This is a genomic window from Zavarzinia sp. CC-PAN008, assembly GCF_051903925.1.
GTDB lineage: Bacteria > Pseudomonadota > Alphaproteobacteria > Zavarziniales > Zavarziniaceae.
Genome location: NZ_CP173678.1, coordinates 164,900 through 180,212 on the forward strand (window position 1 = coordinate 164,900; position 15,313 = coordinate 180,212).

Genomic DNA, 15,313 nt, shown 5'->3' on the forward strand with positions numbered 1-15,313 from the left:
CACAGCCGGCGCGGAAGGCCGCGGCGGCCATCTAGCTGCGTCCTGGCCAGCGCCGCTCGCCCGGCATCAGCAGGTCGCGCGGCGTGTGGATGGGGTTGGGCTTCAGCTCGATCACCGGCAGGGGCGGCAGGCCGGGAGGTCCTGCGTCCGGCTGCTGCCCCTGGTCCTGGGCCGTTACGGTGGTGGGGGGAGCGCCGTCCTGGGGCGGCGGGGCGGGCTCCTCGGCAAGCGGCGGCGGCGGCAGGGCCTCGGACCCCGAGACGACGCCGGGGGCCGGCACGGTCGCGGCGGCCGGCGGCGGCGGCGCGGCGTCGGTCGCCGGCGGAGCCACCGCAGGCGGGACCACGGCCGGCGTCGGCAGCGGTGCCCCTGCCGGGGCCGCCGCAACCGGCGGTGTTGCGGGAACGGGTGCGTCCGTCGCGGCGTCCGCCGGGGCGTCCGCGGGTGGCTCGGCAGCGGGTGCCGGCGGGGCCGGCGACAGGGGCACCGACACGATGGGCGCCGCGCAGCAATCGCGCGGCACCGGGGTCAGCAGGGCCAAGGCGATGCCCAAGCCGGCCAGCGCCAGCGCCAGGAAGCCGATGAAGAGTACGCGCGACATGGCCTGAGCCTATCAGAGCAGCATCGGCCCGCCCAACCGGCGACCGTCACATCCCCGGCACGGCATGGCGCGGCACCAACCCGAACCGGCCGGAAGGGCCGCCTGCAGCCACCGCTTGACAGGCGTGCCGCGAACCCGACCATTCGCCCCCGGACGATGGTCCGACAAGAATGGTCAAGGGGAGGTCCGGCGATGACATCGATGCATTTCGCGACATTGTGGGAAGCGATCGCCGATGCCGTGCCCGATGCGCCCGCGCTGATCCATGGCGACCGGGTCGTGTCCTGGCGCGAGTATGAAACCCGCTCGGCCAGGCTGGCCCAGGCACTGGGCGGGCTCGGCGTCGGCGCGGACAGCAAGGTGGCGCTCTACCTCACCAACTCGCCCGAGTACATGGAGGCGCAGTTCGCCGCGATGAAGCTGCGGGGCGTGCCCATCAACGTGAACTGGCGCTATCGCGAGGACGAGCTGATCTATCTGCTCGACAACGCCGATGCCGACACCGTGGTGTTCGAGGCGGAGTTCGCTGACCGGATCGAGGCGATCCGCGACCGCCTGCCCGGCTTGCGCAACCTGGTCCAGGTCGGCGGCAACGGCGCGCCGGCGCCGGGCGTCCGCCTGTACGAGGGGCTGATCGCGCAGAGCAGGCCTGCCCCCCGGATCGAGCGGGCGGAGGACGACCTCTACATGCTCTATACCGGCGGCACGACCGGCATGCCCAAGGGGGTGATGTACACCCATGGCGGCCATTGCGGCGGCCTGCTGGCGGGTTACGAGTTCCGTGGCCTGCCCCGCCCGCTGACGGTCGCGGACGCCGCCGCCGCCGCCGCCGACCTGGTGGCCAAGGGCATGGCGCCGCGCAGTGTCGTCGCCTGTCCCCTGATGCACGGCACCGGCATGTGGCTGGGCGCCATGATCCCGCACGCCATGGGGGGTGCCGCGATCACGCTGACTTCCACCCATTTCGATGCGGACGAACTGTGGCAGCTGGTCGAGCGGCACAAGGCGACCGACATCGCGATCGTGGGCGATGCCTTCGCCAAGCCGATGCTGGCGGCGCTTGACCGCGCGAAGGCGGCCGGGCGGCCCTATGACATCTCCTCCATGCAGGTGATCATCTCGTCGGGCGTCATGTTCACGACGGAAGTGAAGCTGGGCCTGCTGGCGCATCATGCCTTCACGCTGATCGACGGCATGGGCTCGACCGAGGGCGGCATCGGCATGGCCTTTGCCACGCGGGAGGCGCCACCGGTCGCCACGGCCAAGTTCGTGCCCAACCCCACGACCAAGGTCATCACCGAGGACGGCCGCCAGGTGGCACCGGGATCGGGCGAGATCGGGCGTATTGCCGCCGGCGGCAACGTTCCGTTGGGCTATTGGAAGGACCCGAAGAAGTCGGCGGAGACGTTCAAGGTGATCGACGGCGAGCGCTATGCCCTGGCCGGCGACTTCGCGACGGTCGAGGCGGACGGCACCATCACCCTGCTGGGCCGCGGGTCGGTCTGCATCAATACCGGCGGCGAGAAGGTCTTCCCCGAGGAGGTCGAGGAGGCCGTCAAGACGCACCCCGCGGTCTGGGACTGCCTGGTGGTGGGCGTGCCCGACGAGCGCTTTGGCGAGCGGGTGACCGCGGTCGCGGCCCTGCGCCCCGGCTCCAGCGCCGACGAGCAGGCGGTGATGGACTGGGTGCGCACCAGGCTTGCCGGCTACAAGGCGCCGCGCAATGTCGTCCTTGTGGACGAGGTGCAGCGCGCCCCCAATGGCAAGGCCGACTACAAGTGGGCCAAGAGTGCCGCGAAGGAGGCCCTGGGCATCGCCTGATCTGGCCGCGTCGGACCGCACATGGTCAGATGCGCCTGAGGTCAGCCGACGGAGCCGCCATGCGCATCCTGGTCTTCCAGCATCACCCGGCCGAGCATCCGGGCATCTTCCGCGAGTTCCTGGCGGCCGACGGCATCGCCTGGGACGCCGTGGAGCTGGACCAGGGCCAGGCCATTCCCGACCTTGCCCCCTATGACCAGTTGTGGGTCATGGGTGGGCCGATGGACGTGTGGGAGGAGGACCAGCACCCCTGGCTGATCGCGGAGAAGGCGGCGATCCGAGCGGCGGTGGGGCGCGGCATGCCCTATTTCGGCCTGTGCCTGGGGCACCAGTTGCTGGGCGACGCGATGGGCGGCCGCGTGGGCAAGATGGCGGAAGCCGAAGTGGGCATCCTGGACATCGACCTGACCCCCGCGGGGCGCGCCGATCCGCTGTTTGAAGGCCAGCCTGACCGCGCGGTCGCGCTGCAGTGGCATGGCGCCGCGGTGCTGGAGGCGCCCCCAGGCGCAGCGGTGCTTGCCTCCTCCCCCGCCTGCGCGATCCAGGGGTTGCGCGTCGGGGCCAGGGCGTACGGGCTGCAGTACCATGTCGAGCTGACGGCGACGACGGTCGCCGACTGGGGCTGCGTGCCCGAATACGCCGCCTCGCTTGAGGCGAGCCAGGGCGTGGGGGCGCTGGCCCGGCTGGACGCACTGGCCGCTGCCGCGATGCCCGGGTTCGCCCGTCAGGCACGCGGCCTGTACGACAACTTCATGGCGATTGCCGCGCACTGAACACTGCGGCTGTGACCGCCGCCACAGGCAGCGGCGCCGCACTGACAGGCTGTCAGTCCCTGTGATTGTCGACACTCCCGCGACGGCGGCAGGCTGGCTAGATCTGGCGGTGCGGGCGCATCCGTACCGTCCTGTCCAGAGTTGGATCATGCTGTTCCACATCTCGATCTGTGCCGCCGACCCCGAACGCGCCGCCCGCGTCATCGCGGAGCTGTGGCAGGGCACGGTGATGCCCTTTCCGCCGCATGCCGGGTCGTTCATCGCCCTGGCCGGCGACGACCGCGGCACCGCGATCGAGGTCTTTCCCCTCGGCAGCGAGATGGTGCCGGCCCCGGGCGAGGACGAAGTGCTGTTTCACATCAATGCCGCCGCGTCCCGCTTCACCGCGACCCATGCCGCGATCGCGACCCCGCTGGACACCGACGCGGTCAGGGCGATCGCCAAGCGGGAAGGCTGGATGGCCAAGGTGTGCAAGCGCGGCGATGCGTTCGGGGTGATCGAACTCTGGATCGACAATGCGACCCTGGTCGAGGTCCTGACGCCCCAGATGCAGGCGGAATACCTGGCGACCATGTCGCCCGCCGGCTGGGCCCAGGCCTTCGACGCGCCCCGCGCCGCCGCCTGAGGCAGCCGCCAATTCCCTCCTTCCCCACCCCTTCGGGACGGGGGAGGAGGGAATTTCGCGCCGGGCGCCTACATATCCTCGTCTTCGTCGCCCTTGGGGACCTTGGAGAAGGTTTCCGCAACCAGGTAGATGATGCCGCGGATCGTCTCGTCCCGGTCGCGCGATCCGACGGCGTGCTCCTTGTCGTCGATCGCGAAATATAAATAGGAATTGTTGTCGCGATAATTATAGGTCAGCACGACGATATTGAATATGTTCTCGTCGTGCAGGCAGAGGAACTTCAGCCGCAGATATTTGTATTCCTGCGGATCGAAGATGCTGGTATCCAGGCGATCGTGCATCGCCACCAGGTCGGTATGGCTGAAGCCGAATTTCGGGTTCAGCCGCTTGACCAGGGCGTTGAGGTCCTGCGCCAGGAGCTGGAACGGCTGCATGTGCGGCGGCCATTCCAGCGCAAAATTATCGACGGAGATCAACGCCTCGCGGAAAATCGCCTCAGTGCTCACCATCCGCTGACGCCCCGCCCCCGAACCCACTGGAAGAGAAGCAGACTCTGCTGCCGCCGTTCAAAAAGTCAAACACGCTGACCATTGCCAACCAGGAAACGCTCGATGCTCTATGCCCTTGACCAGATCCGCCCGGAAACCCAGGGGGACGACTTCTGGGTCGCCGACAACGCGACCGTGGTGGGACGGGTCCGCCTGGGCCGCTGGGCCAGTGTCTGGTTCAATGCCGTGGTCCGGGGCGATACCGACTGGATCGAGATCGGCGACGGCTCCAACGTCCAGGATGGTGCGATCCTGCACACCGACCCCGGCATCACCCTGTCGATCGGGCCGAACGTCACGATCGGGCACAAGGTCATGCTGCATGGCTGCACGATCGGGGAGGACAGCCTGGTCGGCATCAACTCCGTCGTCCTGAACCGCGCCCGCATCGGCCGCAACTGCCTGGTCGGTGCCGGCTCCCTGATCACCGAGGGCAAGGAGTTCCCCGACGGCTCGATGATCATGGGCGCCCCGGCGAAGGTCGTGCGGCCCCTGCGCGAGCAGGAGATCGCCATGCTGAAGCTCTCGGCCCAAGGCTATGTGGCCAACGCCAAGCGCTTCAAGACCGGTCTGCAACCGGTTGGCTGATTTCAACCAAAAGGGACCGGCGGGTCCTAAGTGGTGCTTGAAGAGCGCGAAGGCCCGCCTGTACCATTTTACCGGATAAGAACCGTCGGGGGTTGCGACGGGACGGGGAGGACAGGGTCCGGAGGGGCGCCACAAAACGCTCCGAGGGGGACCTATGACACCCGAACAGATAGCGCAACTGACCGAGCTGTCGGCAAAGTTCGACATGCTGGGCAAGGTGAACGCCGAAATCCTCTACTGGTGGTGTACCGCCCTGATGGTGTCCATCCACGCAGGCTTCCTTGCGTACGAGATGGGCGCCTCGCGGATCAAGAACACGCTGGCCGCGGGCGTGAAGAACATCCTGGCCTTCGCCTTCCTGGTGCCGACCTTCTATCTGTTCGGCTGGTTCATCTACAATGCCTTCCCGACCGGCTTCACGATCTCGGAAACCGGGTGGGCGGCCCTGGCCTGGTCGTCCAACATGGGGCCGAACCTGACCGACAGTGCCAGCGGCATCTTCTGGGCGGCCTTCACCATGTTCGCCGCTACCACCGCCTCGATCATGTCGGGCTCGGTGATCGAGCGCATCACGGTCGGTGCCTTCATCATCCTGGCCATCGCCCTGGGCGCGTTCGTCTGGATCCTGGGGGCGGCCTGGGGCTGGCACCCGGCCGGCTGGCTGACGACGGAATGGGGCTTCCACGACACCGCGGCGGCCGGCTGCGTCCACACCATTGCCGGGTTCTTCACGCTGGGCGTGCTGATCAACCTGGGCCCGCGCATCGGCCGCTTCCTGTCCGACGGCCGCGCCGTCGACATTCCGGGCCACAACGTGCCGCTGTCGCTGATCGGCCTGATGCTGATCATCATGGGCTTCTTCGGCTTCCTGGGCGGCTGCATCATCTACGTGAACGGCGGCCAGTGGGTGACGATCTTCAACACTCCCACGACGCTTTCGGCCTTTGCCTTCAACACCCTGATGGGCTTTGGCGGCGGTGTCCTTGGCGCCTATTTCACGACGCGGGAGCCGTTCTGGATGATGTCCGGCGCGCTTGCCGGGATCATCGCCTGTGCCGCCGGCCTGGAGATCTATTATCCGCCGCTGGCCTTCGCCATCGCCTTCTTCACCGGCGCCACGATCCCGCTGGTGGCGAACTTCGTCACCCGCATGGGCATCGACGATGCGGTCGGCGCGGTTGCGGTGCATGGCTATAGCGGCGTGGTCAGCCTGCTGGCGGCCGGAATCTTCCTGGCCGGCTATCCCAACGTCGCCGAGGGCGCGCCCCCGGTGAACTTCCTGGGCCAGCTGGGCAGCGCCGTAGTCATGGTCCTGCTGGGCTTCGTGCCCGGCTACCTGCTGTCGCTGCTGCTGAAGGTGATGGGCATCCTGCGCGTCCCCGAGAAGGTCGAGGTCATGGGCCTGGACATCGTGAAGGTGCCCAGCCGGCCCTATCCGGAAGGGCCCGGCGTGCCGGTCGGCGCGCCCGCCGAATGACCCCCACCCACTGCCTGTCCACCCATCACGAGAAGGAACCCGCACGATGAGCCCGATCACGACATGGGATGGCGCGGAGGCCTATTTCACCTTCGCCCACAGCCCCACCATGGTTGCCGTCCTGGCGATCCTGATGCTGGGCCTGACCGTCGCCACGGTCGTCAATGCGTTCCAGCACGAACGCAAAAGCTACCTGGCGGCAACCAACGGTACCGGCGGCCACCACTGAGGAAGGCCTGAGGGGGCGGGGTCCGGCACGACCGGGCCCCGCGCTCCCGGCCCCAGGCGCCGGGGATCAGCCCAGCGGCTGCGGCCAGGCGCTGAGCGCGCCGCCCTCGGCTGTGGCCAGGAGCAGCCTGGGATCAAGCGGCGGAGTCCCGAAATCGGGTCCGAACGGACCCGCCAGCATGCCGTCGGCCTCATCCTCGATCGAGGGAAAGGCGCCGACCCGCTGCACCCCCGGAAAGACCGTGCAGACCAGCAGACCGCTTGCCGTGGCGCCGTCGTCCGAGATGGCGATGCCCGCCGCCGTGAACGGCCGGACGATGCCCCGACCGTTGTAATAGGTGCCGGTGACCCGCATCGGGTCGCGCGCCATCGCGGCCCGGCGATAGACCGCCAGCAGCCCGGCGCGATTGACCAACGGGTTGAACTGGTCCGTGACGCGGCGGCCGTGGATGGGTGCGCCCAGGGCCGAGCGCACCGTCTCGCCCACCAGGCGATAGCGGAAGTCCTGCCCACCGTCGATGATGTCGACCAGGCTGATGTTCGAGAGGCAGAAGCGGAAATCGGCGGGTCGGATCTCGCGCCGCAGCAGAAGGACCTGGCTGCCCCGGACGCGGCAGGCCGTCTTCATGAACAAGTCGATCAACGCAGAATCCATACTGCAAGGGCCAGTCCCGCGCGCACATGGTGCACAGGCGAACCTTGTGCATTTCCTGCCGATCGCTGCGGCATGGCGCCACAGCGCGGCGGGCGCTCGCGCGAACGCCGTTCACCAAGGCTGTTGACCGCAGACACAGGCTTGCGATCCTGGCCCAAGAAAACAGGGAGGGATCCGGCCATGACCGGCAACACACAAGGCGACGCGGCATGATTCGGTCCACCGAAATCGCCTGGCCCGCGGTCGAGCGCGTCGTCCTGGGCCGTCCCGCCGCGACGGCGATCCCGGAGGCCATGGACCGCCTGGGCGTATCGCGCGCCCTGCTGGTCACCAGCAACGCACTGAACACCCGGACCGACGAGGTGGAGCGCATCCGCGCGGCGCTGGGTGCGCGTCATGCGGCGACGTTCGATTCGGTCCCGGCCCATGCGCCCCGGGGCGCCGTGGTGGCGGCCGCGAACCTGGCGCGTTCCGTCCAGGCCGACGTGATCGTCACCGTGGGCGGCGGTTCCGTGACCGACGCCGGCAAGATCGTGCCCATGTGCCTGAAGCACGACGTGACCACGGCCGAGGGGATGGACGCCTTCCGGCTGCGCGTGGACGCGGACGGGACGATGGCCAATGCGCGCTGGGCCGCACCGGACATCCGCACGATCGCCGTGCCGACGACCCTGTCGGGTGGCGAGTTCAACGCCCTGAGCGGCGCGACGGACGAGGTGACCCGCCTGAAGCAGGGCTATGAGCACCGCCTGCTGACGCCGGTCTGCGTGATCCTGGATCCGGCCCTGACCCGGCACACGCCCGAATGGCTGTGGTTCTCGACCGGTGTGCGGGCACTGGACCATGCGCTGGAGGCGCTGGGCTCTCTGCAGTCCAACGACTTCGCCGACGGCATCGCCGACAACGCGCTGCGCCTGTTGATCGAGGGCCTGACCCGGGTCAAGGCCGATCCCGGCGACATCGAGGCCCGGCTGAAATGCCAGGTCGGCGCCTGGCAGTCCATGCTGCCCCTGGTCGGCGGCGTGCCGATGGGGGCCAGCCATGCCATCGGCCATGTCCTGGGGGGCAGTTTCGGCGTACCCCACGGCTATACGAGCTGCGTCATGGCCCCCTATGTCCTGGCCTTCAACGCCGAGGTGAACGAGGCGCGGCAGAAGCGGATCAGCGCCTGCTTCGGGCAGCTCGACGTGCCGGCGTTCCGCCTGGTCGACGACTTCATCCGCAACCTGGGCATGCCGCGCACCCTGCGCGAGGTGGGGATCAGCGTGGACAACCTGGACACCATCGCCCGGAACACGATGTACGACCCCTGGGGCCGGACCAATCCACGCACGATTTTCGGCCCCGCGGACGTCCGCCAGATCCTGGAGAGCGCGCTGTGAGCCCGGTGGCCGATCCGCGCATCCCGCCGCCCGAACGCTGCATCCTGCGCGACCAGCTGGATCATTGGGCGCGGGAGAAGCCCGAGGCGCCCTATGTCGTGTTCGAGGACGGCAGCCATTGGAGCTTTGCCGAGACGCGGGCCCGTGCCCATCGGCTGGCGGCGGGGCTGCAGGGGCTGGGCGTGGCCCAGGGGGACCATGTCGCGGTGTGGCTGCCGAATGGGCCGCAGGCGCTGCTGGCCTTTTTCGCGATCAACGTGCTGGGCGCGGTGTTCGTGCCGTTCAACACCGCCTATCGCGGCGCCATCCTGGCCCATGTGCTGGACCTTTCGGACGCCACGGTGCTGATCGCCCATGCCGGGCTGGTCCCGCGCCTGGAGGAGGTCGAGCACAGGATCGCGACCCTGGTCGTGGCCGGCGATCCGGCCGCCCCGTTGCGCCTTGAGGACCTGATGGCGACGGTGGGAGAGGCCGGCCCCCTGGCCCGGCCGATCCGGCCTTGGGACCCGCAGTCGATCATCTTCACCTCTGGCACCACCGGGCCGTCCAAGGGGGTGCTGTCGTCCTACCTGCACCTGTTCAGCAATGCAGGACCGGAAACCTGGCCCTTTGTCACGGGCGAGGACCGCTTCCTGGTCAACATGCCGATCTTCCATATCGGCGGCATGGGCCTGCCCGCGGTCATGCTGGCCCGTGGCGGGTCGATCGCGCTGATGGAGAACTTCTCCACCGAGCGGTTCTGGGACGTGGCGCGGGCCACGGGCACCACGGCCATGTTCCTGCTGGGCGTCATGGCGACCTTCCTGCTGAAGGCGCCAGCCGATCCGCGCGACCGCGAGCACAAGGTCCGGCTGGCCCTGATGGTACCGTTCACCAACGAGGCGGACGCCTTTCGCGCCCGCTTCGGCATCGACCTCTACACGATCTTCAACATGACGGAGGTGGCCAGTCCGACCGTCTCTGGCCCCAACCCCACGGTGCAGGGCACCTGCGGCACGGTCCGGCCGGGGGTCGATGTGCGGCTGGTCGATGCCCACGACATCGAGGTTCCCGTGGGTGAGGTGGGCGAAATGATCGTCCGCACCGACCGGCCCTGGGCGATGAATTCCGGCTACTACAAGAACCCGGAGGCCACGGCGCGCGCCTGGCGCAATGGCTGGTTCCACACGGGCGATGCGTTCCGCCAGGACGCGCAGGGGAACTTCTTCTTCGTCGACCGGGTCAAGGATGCGATCCGACGGCGCGGCGAGAACATCTCAAGCTTCGAGGTCGAGGCCGCGCTGCTGGCGCACCCGGACGTGGCCGAGGCCGCGGCCATCGGCGTGCCAAGCCCCGTGGGAGAGGACGACGTGATGGCGGTCCTGGCCCCCGTGGCGGGCCGCACGATCGATCCCGCGGGCCTGATCGCCTTCCTGGAGCCGCGCCTGCCCTACTTCATGATCCCCCGCTACATCCGCATCCTCAGCCCGCTGCCCAAGACGCCGACGGCCAAGGTGCAGAAGGTGCAGTTGCGCGCCGACGGCGTCACCGCGGATTCCTGGGACCGGGAGGCGGCGGGCCTGCGCCTGAAGCGGGAGCGGCTGGCCGGCTGACCTGCCCAAACCGGCAGGTCGCTGATTTCGATCCGGGGCCGACGGGGTGCCGTAGTCAGCGCTGCCCCTGCCATGGCGGGGCAGTCGCTTGACCGTATGAGGAGAGCCCAGATGAACCGGATCGGAAAGTCCCTGCTGGCCGCCAGCGCCCTTGCCATCGCCTCGGCCGCAAGCCTGGGCATGGCCGTGTCGGCCGCGCAGGCCGAGGTCATGGTGGGCGGTGCCGCCATGCTGCCGACCAAGACCATTCCGGAGAACGCCTCGCAGGCATCGAACCTGACCACGCTGGTCGCGGCGGTCACCGCGGCGGGCCTGGTCGAGACGCTGTCGGGCCCGGGGCCGTTCACGGTCTTTGCGCCGACCAATGATGCCTTCGCCAAGCTTCCGGCCGGTACGGTCGACACGCTGGTGAAGCCCGAGAACAAGGCCACGCTGACCGGCATCCTGACCTATCACGTCGTGCCCGGCACCCTGACCGCGGCCGACCTGATGGCGCAGGCCAAGGCCGGCGGAGGCACCGCCACGTTGACCACCGTCCAGGGCGGCACGCTGACCGTGAAGGACGACGGTGGCAAGCTGACCATCACCGACGCGGCCGGTGGCACGGCGTCGGTCGAGACGGCGGACGTAACCCAGTCGAATGGCGTGGTCCACGTCATCGACACGGTGCTGATGCCCAAGACCTGAGCCCCTGCCGGGACGCTGATGCGCTGCGGAACGTGACGGGCGCCACACTTCCGCCCGATCGACCGATCCAAATGGAAACGTAGCGCCGTAGCCATCACAGACGATGCCCGCATCACGGGCAAGTCTGTGGGGGCCGGGATTGCCAGCGCGCAGGCGCACGATCCCGGTCCAGGTTGCGTCGTTGCGTACAGCGCTTGCGTCCCGGCCATCGGCCTCCGGCCAGGGTCACGGCCGGACACGCAGGGGGAGCCGGAACAGGACGACGGGTTTGCCACCCCAGGCTCGGTCGATTGTTCCGGCTCTTCGCTAATCCGCCAGGAATGCGCGGAAACGTTGTGCGACCTCGTGCGGGGCAATGGTCGGACGGCCCAGCGTCGCCATCGAACCGGGCGCGATCCGCGCGTGGACCAGGACCGGGCCGGATGTCGCCAGCGCCTGGCGCAGCGCCAGTTCGAAGCCCGCGACGTCGTCGCACGACCACGCGGCGGCATAGCCGCAGGCCAGCGCCACCGCGGCAAAGTCCACAACGGGCGAGACGGTCGCCTGTCCCCCCGTGGAATCGTGCACGCCATTGTCCAGCAGGACATGGAGCAGGGCCGGCGGGCGATGGGCCCCGATCGTGGCCAGCGCCCCCAGCTTCATCAGCGCGGCACCGTCGCCGTCCAGGACCAGGGTCCGCCGGCCGCTGGCCAGCGCCACCCCCAGCGCCATGCCGCTGGCCCCGCCCATCGAGCCGACCTGATAGAGGTGTTGCGCCCGGTCGGCCAGGGTGAACAGTTCGCGCCCGCACTTGCCCGTGGTCGCAATGACCGGGACGTCGGCCGGCAGGTCGCGCAGGACGACCTCCAGCAGGGCCGCCCGCGGCGGCCGGGCGCCATGGGTGCACAGGTCGTGGCGCTGCCCGGGCGGCGGGGCCGCGTAGGGCACCTGGTGCAGCGGCTCGTCCGCGACGCTGCCCTGGGCCAGGACAAGGCCCACGGGAAGGCCGCGCGCCTGCATCAGGGCCAGCGCCTCATCCAGCGCAGGGCCGATGGCCGCCGCCTCGGTCGGGAAGGGACGATGCTCCAGCCCTATCAGGGCCAGCAGGTCGTGCGTGATGCGCCCCATCACCTCGTGCTGCGGCTCGTCCTTGAGGTCCGGCTGGCCGCGCCAGGTGGTGATGAACAGGGTCGGGATGCGGAACGGCGCGTTGAGCGAGGTCAGCGGGTTGACCGCATTGCCCAGACCCGAATTCTGGCACAGGACCGCCGTGCCGCGCCCCGCCAGCCAGGCGCCGGCGGCGATCGCGACCGCCTCGCCCTCGCTCGCCGCGCCGACATGGGTCAGGCCAGGGCTGCCCAGCACGCCGTTCATCAGCGGGGTCAGGAAGCTGCACGGGACGCCGGAATAGAAGTCGATGCCGCGCGCGGCGGCCGCGTCGATGAAGTCCCGCGCCGCGATCATCAGGAGAAGTTCCGGGCGTCGGCCAGGTCGGTCATGGTGTCCACATCCAGCCAGTTGCCGGTGATGTAGTGCACCGCCACCGGCTCGCGCGCGTTCAGGCGGTCGATCAGCACGGCCAGGTCCGCCTGGGCCAGGCTGCCGTCGCGTCCCATCGCCTCAAGTTCCTCCCGCACCAGGGCGGCACCGCGGGCGGTCACCCGCATCAGGCCGATCCATTCGCCCGTCGCGTCCGCCCCGTCGCCCAGCCCGATCGCCAGCAGGCGCGCCGGCGCCTCGTCCAGGTAGGTCGCGGAGAAGGCACGGTCGGCACGGACCAGGTCGCGTGGATTGGCCAGGCGTGCCGCGCGCCGTTCGGGCGAGGCGTCGACGGCCAGGACGATATCGGCCTTGGTCGCCAGCAGTCCCTCCAGGATGTAGCGCCGGAAGAGCACGTCGCCATAGACGATCACCGTCTCCTGGGTCAGCGCCTCCAGCGCGCAGGCGAGGGAGGCCGCCTCCCCCGTCACCGCGTAATCGGGATTGTCGACCGTGGCGATGCCGTCCAGTGCGATCGCCTCCGCCCGGTAGCCGCGCACGACGGTGACGCCGCGCACGCCGCTGCTGCCCAGCGTGTCGACCAGGTGGCGCAACAGCGGCCGGCCGCGAATGTCGACCATGCACTTGGGCTGCTCCGCGGTCAGGGCGCCCAACTCGCTCCCGCGGGATGCGGCCAGCACGATGGCGCGCGGCGGAGCCACCGCCGGCAGATAGCGGGCCGATGCCTCCTCCAGCTCGTCATTGCCCATCAGGGCAAAGATGTCGTGGACGCTGGCCACCCGACCCTCGACAGCGCCCAGGGACTCGCTGTCGCGGATCTGGCGCGCGGCCTCCCGCATCGCCGTGATCGACGAGCGGATCAGGTGGTTGGCCCAGATGACCATGGCAATGCCGGCCTTCCGGAACACGTCCGCCGGCGTTGCGTGGTACATGGTCGGCACGATGACGACGGGCGCCCGGTCGCCCCAGCGCTCCATGAAGCCGATGATCTCGCCCGCATGGGCCTTCTTCGAATGGATCAGGATCGCATCGGCGCCGGCCTGGTGATAGGCCTCGGCCCGGCGCAGCGCCTCGTCCATCGAATGGCCGGAGATCAGCGCCTCGACCCGCGCCACGATCGAGAAGTCGTCGTCGGTCTGGGCGTCCTTGCCCGCACGGATGCGGCCGCAGAACTCCTCGATATCGGCCAGGGGTTGCGCCTCGCCAATGAACGAGTTGGTCTTTGGGAACAGCTTGTCCTCGATGCAGACGCCGGCAATGCCGCGCTCGCCCAGCTTGCGCACCAGGCGACGGACATTGTTGAAATTGCCATAGCCGGTGTCGCCGTCGACCAGGATCGGCAGGCTGGTCGCGTCGGCCATGTATTCCAGCATGTCCAGGACCTGGGTCCAGGATGCCTCGTTGTTGTCACGCAGGCCCAGCATCGCCGACATGGACAGGCCGGACGCCCAGATCCCGGCAAAGCCCGCCTCCTCCACGATCTTGGCAGACAGGCCGGAATGCGCCTCCATGATGAAGGCAAGGTCCGCCTGGGTCAGCAGGCGGCGCAAGGCGGCGGGCCGACTGTCGCGGCCCCCGCGGCCGCCCTCCACCATCTGGAACGGACGCTGGCTGGCGGCCCGGTCGGTCATGCTCAAGCTCCTGGACTGGGGGACGGTGGGAGAGGCGGCATCAGGCCCGGGCGAGCGCCGGCTCGGCGGCGACGCCCCGACGCTCGGCCACGAAGGTGGCGATGGCGGCCACGGCGCGCGCCATGTCGTCCGGCCCCACGGCCCCGATGCAGCCGATGCGGAAGCTGGGCTCAGCCGTCAGCTTGCCCGGATAAATCACGATGCCGCGGCCGTGCAGCCAGGCATACATCTCGTCGAAGTCGAACCAGTCGCCCGCCGGCGGGCGGAAGGTCACAATAACCGGCGCCTGCAGCCCAGGGGCGACATAGGTCTCGAAGCCCAGCCGCGCCATCCCCTCGACCAGGATGCGGCAGTTGGCGCTGTAGCGGGCGTGACGCCCGGCGACGCCGCCTTCGGCGTCGAGCTGGTCCAGTGCGGCGTCCAAGGCGGCCACCACCTGGGTCGGGGGCGTGAAGCGCCACTGCCCGTTGGCCACGAAACCCTGCCATTGCGCGTGCAGGTCCAGGCTCAGACTGCTGGCCGTGCCGCGGGCCGCACGCAGGGCCTGGCGCTCGACCAGCACGAAGCCCAGGCCCGGCACGCCCTCCAGCCCCTTGTTGGCCGAGGCCATCAGCGCCTTGAACGGGGCCGCGCGGCCGTCGATCGGTACGCCGCCGAACGAACTCATGGCGTCGACCATCAGGCCGCGCCCGGCGGCGGCCACGACGCCGGCAATCGCCTCCAGCGGGTTCAGCAGGCCGCTGGTCGTCTCGCAATGGACCAGCGCCACGTCGGTGACGGCCTGGTCCTGCGCCAGGACCAGGGCGACCGCCGCGGGATCGATGGCCGCATCCTCCGCCACCTCCAGCGCGGTCACGGCGCGGCCCAGGCGATGCGCCATCTCCACCATGCGCCGGCCATAGGCACCATTGACCAGGACCAGCAGGCGCCCGTCGCGCGGCAGCAGGGTCTGGATCGCCGCTTCGACCGCGAAGGTGCCGCTGCCCTGGACCGGCACCGCCTCGTGCGTGTCGGCAACACCGGCCAGCGCGGCCAGCCTGGCGCGCACGCGCTCGCTCATCGCCACGAAGTCGCCATCGCGTGAGCCCCAGTCCCGGTTCAGCGCCGCGCGCGTCGCATCGCTGGTGGTCAGGGGGCCCGGGGTCAGCAGCAGCGTCTTCAACGCGTCGCCTCGCATGGTTGGCAGAACGATGGGCGGCGCCCGGGGGGCACGCATGACCGTGCCG

General features: G+C 69.5%; 15 protein-coding genes. 9 read left to right on the forward strand and 6 right to left on the reverse strand.

What is annotated here, in order from left to right:
• Positions 1–31: 31 nt before the first annotated feature.
• Positions 32–601, reverse strand: a complete 570-nt coding sequence (locus ACI6GS_RS00865) for a hypothetical protein (RefSeq protein WP_439815886.1) — start codon at positions 599–601, stop codon at positions 32–34.
• Between the two features lie 192 nt (positions 602–793).
• Between ACI6GS_RS00865 and ACI6GS_RS00870 the strand changes: the two genes are divergently transcribed.
• The 3 genes from ACI6GS_RS00870 (at position 794) to ACI6GS_RS00880 (ending at position 3,820) form a co-directional block, all read left to right on the forward strand.
• Positions 794–2,422, forward strand: a complete 1,629-nt coding sequence (locus ACI6GS_RS00870) for an acyl-CoA synthetase (protein WP_439815887.1) — start codon at positions 794–796, stop codon at positions 2,420–2,422.
• Between the two features lie 59 nt (positions 2,423–2,481).
• Positions 2,482–3,195: a type 1 glutamine amidotransferase gene (locus ACI6GS_RS00875; RefSeq protein ID WP_439815888.1), complete on the forward strand. Its 714-nt coding sequence runs from the start codon at positions 2,482–2,484 to the stop codon at positions 3,193–3,195.
• A 148-nt stretch (positions 3,196–3,343) separates the two neighbouring features.
• On the forward strand, positions 3,344–3,820 hold the full coding sequence (locus tag ACI6GS_RS00880) for a hypothetical protein (RefSeq protein ID WP_439815889.1): 477 nt from the start codon (positions 3,344–3,346) through the stop codon (positions 3,818–3,820).
• Between the two features lie 68 nt (positions 3,821–3,888).
• Here ACI6GS_RS00880 and ACI6GS_RS00885 read toward each other — a convergent pair whose 3' ends face one another.
• The gene (locus ACI6GS_RS00885; RefSeq protein WP_439815890.1) at positions 3,889–4,329 is read right to left on the reverse strand and encodes a hypothetical protein; all 441 of its coding nucleotides are present in this window, start codon (positions 4,327–4,329) and stop codon (positions 3,889–3,891) included.
• Positions 4,330–4,431: 102 nt separating this feature from the next.
• Here ACI6GS_RS00885 and ACI6GS_RS00890 point away from each other — a divergent pair, with 102 nt between their 5' ends.
• The 3 genes from ACI6GS_RS00890 to ACI6GS_RS00900 all read left to right on the forward strand — a co-directional run bounded on the left by ACI6GS_RS00890 (position 4,432) and on the right by ACI6GS_RS00900 (position 6,662).
• Complete coding sequence (locus tag ACI6GS_RS00890) at positions 4,432–4,956, forward strand: gamma carbonic anhydrase family protein (RefSeq protein ID WP_439815891.1); 525 nt, start codon at positions 4,432–4,434, stop codon at positions 4,954–4,956.
• 154 nt (positions 4,957–5,110) lie between these two features.
• Positions 5,111–6,433 (forward strand): ammonium transporter, encoded by a 1,323-nt coding sequence (locus ACI6GS_RS00895; RefSeq protein ID WP_439815892.1) that lies wholly within the window; start codon positions 5,111–5,113, stop codon positions 6,431–6,433.
• A gap of 46 nt (positions 6,434–6,479) precedes the next feature.
• Positions 6,480–6,662, forward strand: a complete 183-nt coding sequence (locus ACI6GS_RS00900; protein ID WP_439815893.1) for a hypothetical protein — start codon at positions 6,480–6,482, stop codon at positions 6,660–6,662.
• A gap of 66 nt (positions 6,663–6,728) precedes the next feature.
• Here the strand turns inward: ACI6GS_RS00900 and ACI6GS_RS00905 are convergent, their stop codons facing one another.
• The gene (locus tag ACI6GS_RS00905; protein WP_439815894.1) at positions 6,729–7,304 is read right to left on the reverse strand and encodes a hypothetical protein; all 576 of its coding nucleotides are present in this window, start codon (positions 7,302–7,304) and stop codon (positions 6,729–6,731) included.
• A gap of 221 nt (positions 7,305–7,525) precedes the next feature.
• Between ACI6GS_RS00905 and ACI6GS_RS00910 the strand changes: the two genes are divergently transcribed.
• The 3 genes from ACI6GS_RS00910 to ACI6GS_RS00920 all read left to right on the forward strand — a co-directional run bounded on the left by ACI6GS_RS00910 (position 7,526) and on the right by ACI6GS_RS00920 (position 10,977).
• Positions 7,526–8,698, forward strand: coding sequence for an iron-containing alcohol dehydrogenase (locus tag ACI6GS_RS00910; RefSeq protein WP_439815895.1), 1,173 nt, complete (start codon positions 7,526–7,528; stop codon positions 8,696–8,698).
• Positions 8,695–10,290, forward strand: coding sequence for an AMP-binding protein (locus ACI6GS_RS00915; protein WP_439815896.1), 1,596 nt, complete (start codon positions 8,695–8,697; stop codon positions 10,288–10,290). The genes ACI6GS_RS00910 and ACI6GS_RS00915 overlap by 4 nt, the downstream gene beginning before the upstream one ends.
• 111 nt (positions 10,291–10,401) lie before the next feature.
• Positions 10,402–10,977 carry a fasciclin domain-containing protein gene (locus ACI6GS_RS00920; RefSeq protein WP_439815897.1) on the forward strand — a complete coding sequence of 192 codons (576 nt, stop codon included), beginning with the start codon at positions 10,402–10,404 and terminating at the stop codon, positions 10,975–10,977.
• A 306-nt stretch (positions 10,978–11,283) separates the two neighbouring features.
• On the opposite strand, the gene aepY is transcribed toward ACI6GS_RS00920, so the two are convergent.
• Genes aepY through ACI6GS_RS00935 form a run of 3 tightly spaced genes read right to left on the reverse strand, consistent with a single transcriptional unit; the run spans position 11,284 to position 15,249 of the window.
• A complete protein-coding gene (aepY, locus tag ACI6GS_RS00925; protein ID WP_439815898.1) occupies positions 11,284–12,420 on the reverse strand; it encodes a phosphonopyruvate decarboxylase in 1,137 nt (378 codons plus the stop codon).
• The gene (aepX, locus tag ACI6GS_RS00930; RefSeq protein ID WP_439815899.1) at positions 12,420–14,087 is read right to left on the reverse strand and encodes a phosphoenolpyruvate mutase; all 1,668 of its coding nucleotides are present in this window, start codon (positions 14,085–14,087) and stop codon (positions 12,420–12,422) included. Before aepX ends, aepY begins: the two co-directional genes overlap by 1 nt.
• Positions 14,088–14,127: 40 nt before the next feature.
• Positions 14,128–15,249: a 2-aminoethylphosphonate--pyruvate transaminase gene (locus tag ACI6GS_RS00935; RefSeq protein WP_439815900.1), complete on the reverse strand. Its 1,122-nt coding sequence runs from the start codon at positions 15,247–15,249 to the stop codon at positions 14,128–14,130.
• Positions 15,250–15,313 lie beyond the last annotated feature (64 nt).